Raw genomic sequence first — 4,199 nt, forward strand, 5'->3', positions numbered from 1 at the left:
CGACCGCGAAGAGACTGTTGCACTCCGGGATGGATGATGTGGACTTGCAATGATCGACGGAGAAGAAGATCATGACGTAGCAATATAAAGTCTGGATACCCTCTACCGTGGGGGCAGCAGCTAGAGACTTTACCGTTGCCGGCTGGACATACGTACGCGCCACCCGGCCGCAAATATCTGTGACCGAGCTTGATCAGAGGGGTTTCGACGCCCCGCTCCCGAGTGTCGCGGGAGCAGGGTCTGATTGCTCGCTTCGAAAGAGGAAGCAAGCTGAAAGAACCGAACGGAGGCGACATTCGACCACTATCGTTCGAGGCTGGCCAACGTTTCCGCCCGTAGGCAGGGAGACCAGTTTGCTGTTGCCCTAGGCGCCACGTCACCGCGACCGATCCGAAGCACTCCTGACCTTGCGCCCCAATATATGTCGTTTGCTTTCATAGGGGCATCCACCTCATCAGTTCAGTCGGGGCGGTCTCGATGCGAGAGATCGCTGTCGCGGCGGGGACCAGCAATTATTTCGCGGTCATTATTTCAACACCAAGGACGAGCTGATACGCGCGATCTTCCGCCGGCGCGCGGTCTCAATCGAGGGCAAGCGCGCCGATCGGGCCGTGACGGCAGCGCGCGCGCCCTGCTCGAAGTGTTGTTCCTACCGGTGTTCGAGGAGCTCAATCGCCACGGAGACCGCAGCTATGCGCGCTTCCCGCTCCGGGGTGATGTGGGCCCACCCGCATATGCAGCTCCGCGACGAGATGAATGAGCTGTTCCCGGTGTCGAACCGGGTCATGACGATGATCGTCAAGACAGTGCCGCACCTGACCGAGCCGCTGTTCGCCGCGCGCATCACGGCCAGCGCCACCCTGTTTCTGCAAGCGTCGCTCTACTGGGATCAGGGCGGCGGCAACTGGCAGAGCGCTTATCGCTATTTCGACGAGGCGGTTTCGGCCGCGATGTTGATGGCGGTCGCAGCGCTCGAGGCGTCGGTCGGCTGATCGACCCATCCCGGGCTCAGGTGGTTTCGATCCCGAACTCGGCCAGCACCTCGGCGGTGTCGGCGCCCAGCACCGGGGCATGGCGGCGAACGCTGGCCGGGGTCTCTCCGAAGCGGGCGGGATGCGCCGCCAGGCGATAGGGACCGATCACCGGATGCTCGCTGTCCTCGATCGTGCCGAGCGCGATCACATAAGGATCATTGGCGACATCCTCCGGCCCGTTGACCGGCGCGAACACCGCGTCATTGGCCTCCAGCCGTTCGACCCATTCGGCGCGTGACCGCCCCTGGAAGGCACCGCCAAGGATAGCGTTCATCGCCTCGACGTTGATCAGCCGGTCCTTGAGGGTCAGAAAGCGGGGATCCTCGATCAGGTCGGGCCGCTCGATCGCGGTGCACAGCCCCTTCCATTCGGGCTGGGCGAACATGCCGACGATGATGTGGCCGTCGGCCGTCGGGAAGATGTAGCGGACCGAGGAGGGGAAGGAGCCGCGCTGGACGAGGTCGCCGGTCAGGCTGGCGTCGGCCATCACGTCGGGCCACAGGAAAGCGATCGCGGCGTCGAGCATGCTGACCGTCACATGCTGGCCGATGCCGTGGCGCTCGCGGGCGAGAAGGGCGGCGGTGACGGCCTGCCACACCGTCATAGCGGCGATTTTGTCGGTGATGATCGTGTTGACCATCGTCGGTTCGCCGGTGCCGCGCGGTGCCTGCATCTTGGCGAAGCCGGCCAGCCCCTGGACGACGATGTCGTAGACGCGTCGCTGGGCGCCGCGGCCTTCGCTGCCGAGTCCGTCGACCGAGACATATACGACGTCGGGGCGCAGCGCCTTGATCTGTTCATAGCCGATGCCAAGCCGCTCGGCGACGCCGGGGCGGAAATTCTGGACGATCACGTCGCACTGGGCGGCGATCTTCTGCGCCACGGCCTGGCCATCGGCGCTCTTCATGTCGAGCACGATCGAGCGCTTGTTGCGGTTACTGTTGAGGAAGAGGCTGGCCATGCCGTCGATGTCGCGGCGGAAATTACCGGCGACCCGGGTCTGGTCGCCGCCCGCCACTTCGAGCTTGATGACCTCCGCACCTTGATCGCCGAGCAGCATCGTCGCCCACGGCACCGAGATGTTCGCGCCCAGTTCGAGGATGCGATAGCCGTCGAGCGGGCCTTTCTTTGCGAGCGTGCCCACCATCCATCTTCTCCCTATATTTGCTTGATTAATTGCATACAGCAAATGTTCAGGTCAAGGGAGCGCTCGTCCCGGCTGATCGTTTTTCGCTGAAGGTCACGGATTTTCGGGATTTTTTCGGCCGGCTAGGGAAGGCTTGCGCTGTCACGATAATCAATGCATACATTTTTAGCCGGCCTGTGCCGCGCCGCCGGGCCGAAGAGTCCGTCGTCTGGAGAGCGATGTACGATGATCGATCGATTTCCGCGCGCAGAGTCCGGTTTGCATCCAGATTGCCGCTAGAGGGATTCGCCATGCCAACATCTTCCGCCGCCGCGATCGCACCTGCCCAGGAACCGGCAGGGGGCGTCCGTGCCGAATTGCTGGCGGCCAGCGACGCGCAGATCGAGGATGCGGTCCGCTATTCCGACCCGATGTCGCTGCGCGGGCTTATCTATCAGCTCACTGGCGACGAGGAGCTGGCGGCGGTCGAGACCGTCAAGAACCGGGTGTTCCTGGCTGAGGCGTGGAACGTCGCGACCGAGGAGGGCGTGGCGCTGATCCAGCGCAAGGCGGCCGACTTCCTGAAGGCCTATCGCGATGCGGGCGCCGGCCCGATCGGCCCGGGGCCGGCCGACCGGCTGCCGCGCAGCCTGCACCTGGCGGCGGGCGATCCGATCCCGGCCGACGAGCTGGGCATGTGGGTCGAGGAAACCGCGATAGATCCCTGGGCGCGGGGCCTGAACTGGCCCGCGCAGCCGACGCCCGAGCAACTCGCGGGCTTCTCGGTGATCGTCATCGGCGCCGGGATGGGCGGGCTCAACGCCGCGGTGCAGCTCAAACATGCCGGCATCGACTATATGGTGATCGAGAAGAATCCCGAGGTCGGCGGCACCTGGTACGAGAACCGCTATCCCGGCGCACGGGTCGACACGCCGAGCCGCGCCTATACCCATATCTTCGGTGCCGATTTCGTGTTTGACCATCCCTTCTCGCCGCAGGAGGACAATGAACGCTACTTCAACTGGGTGGCCGATCATTTCGGGGTGCGCGAGGACATCCGCTTCAACACCGAAGTCTCGTCGATGCGCTGGGACGAGGAGGCGAAGCTGTGGCGGATCGCCGCGCGCGATGCCGAGGGCGAGAAGCATTACAGCGCCAACGCGATCATCTGCGCGACCGGCCTGCTCGCGCGGCCGAACCTGCCCGACCTGCCGGGCATGGCCGATTTCGCGGGGCCGTCCTTCCACACCGCGCGCTGGCCAGCCGATCTCGACGTATCCGACAAGCGGGTGGCGGTCATCGGCACGGGGGCGACGGGCTATCAGATGGTTCCCGAACTGGCCAAGATCGCGAAGCAGGTCGTTCTGTTCCAGCGCAAGCCGCAATGGCTGTTCCCGGTTCCGGGCTATCTGGCGAAGTTGCCCGACCAGGTTACCTGGCTCGACCGCAACCTGCCGTACCACATCAACTTCTTGCGTTTCCGCACCAACTGGCTGACGGGCGAGCATGTATATGGGGATGTCTTCACGCTCGATCCCGACTGGAAGCACGACCTGTCGCGCAGCGCGCTGAACCACGAGATACGCGAGGGCCGCGTCGCCTATATCGAGGAGAAGTTCGCGGGCCGGCCCGACCTCATCGAGAAGATGATCCCGCCGCACCCGCCTTTCTCGGCGCGGCCGATCCTCGTCGATGCCGAATATAACATCTACGACGCGCTGCTGCGCGACAATGTCGAGCTGGTGTCGGCTGGGGTCGATCGGATCATCGTCGACGGCGTTGTCGCCGGCGCCGAAACGCACGATGTCGACGTCATCGTCTATGCGACGGGCTTCAAGGCGAACGATCTGCTGTGGCCGATGGAGATCATCGGCCGCGACGGGCTGAGCGTCGAGCAGTTCTGGGCCACCGATGGTTGCCGCGCGCATATCGCGGGCAGCATGATTCCGGGCTTCCCGAACTTCTTCATCCTTTATGGCCCCAACACCAATCCCGCGCATGGCGGCGGTATCGTCAACCATGAGCAGATGGTGACCCGC

3 protein-coding genes are annotated in these 4,199 nt (G+C 64.2%); 2 read left to right on the plus strand and 1 reads right to left on the minus strand.

What is annotated here, in order from left to right; translation table 11 throughout:
- The first annotated feature begins 692 nt into the window (after positions 1 to 692).
- Complete coding sequence (locus KAY22_RS25340; protein ID WP_296625880.1) at positions 693 to 992, plus strand: hypothetical protein; 300 nt, start codon at positions 693 to 695, stop codon at positions 990 to 992.
- 16 nt (positions 993 to 1,008) lie between these two features.
- Here the strand turns inward: KAY22_RS25340 and KAY22_RS25345 are convergent, their stop codons facing one another.
- On the minus strand, positions 1,009 to 2,181 hold the full coding sequence (locus KAY22_RS25345; RefSeq protein WP_296625881.1) for a CoA transferase: 1,173 nt from the start codon (positions 2,179 to 2,181) through the stop codon (positions 1,009 to 1,011).
- 290 nt (positions 2,182 to 2,471) lie between these two features.
- Between KAY22_RS25345 and KAY22_RS25350 the strand changes: the two genes are divergently transcribed.
- Positions 2,472 to 4,199 (plus strand): FAD-dependent oxidoreductase (locus KAY22_RS25350; protein WP_296625882.1); only part of this gene is annotated, 1,728 nt, incomplete at its 3' end.

It is taken from the genome of Rhizorhabdus sp. (assembly GCF_018006725.1).
In the GTDB taxonomy this organism is placed as follows: domain Bacteria; phylum Pseudomonadota; class Alphaproteobacteria; order Sphingomonadales; family Sphingomonadaceae; genus Rhizorhabdus.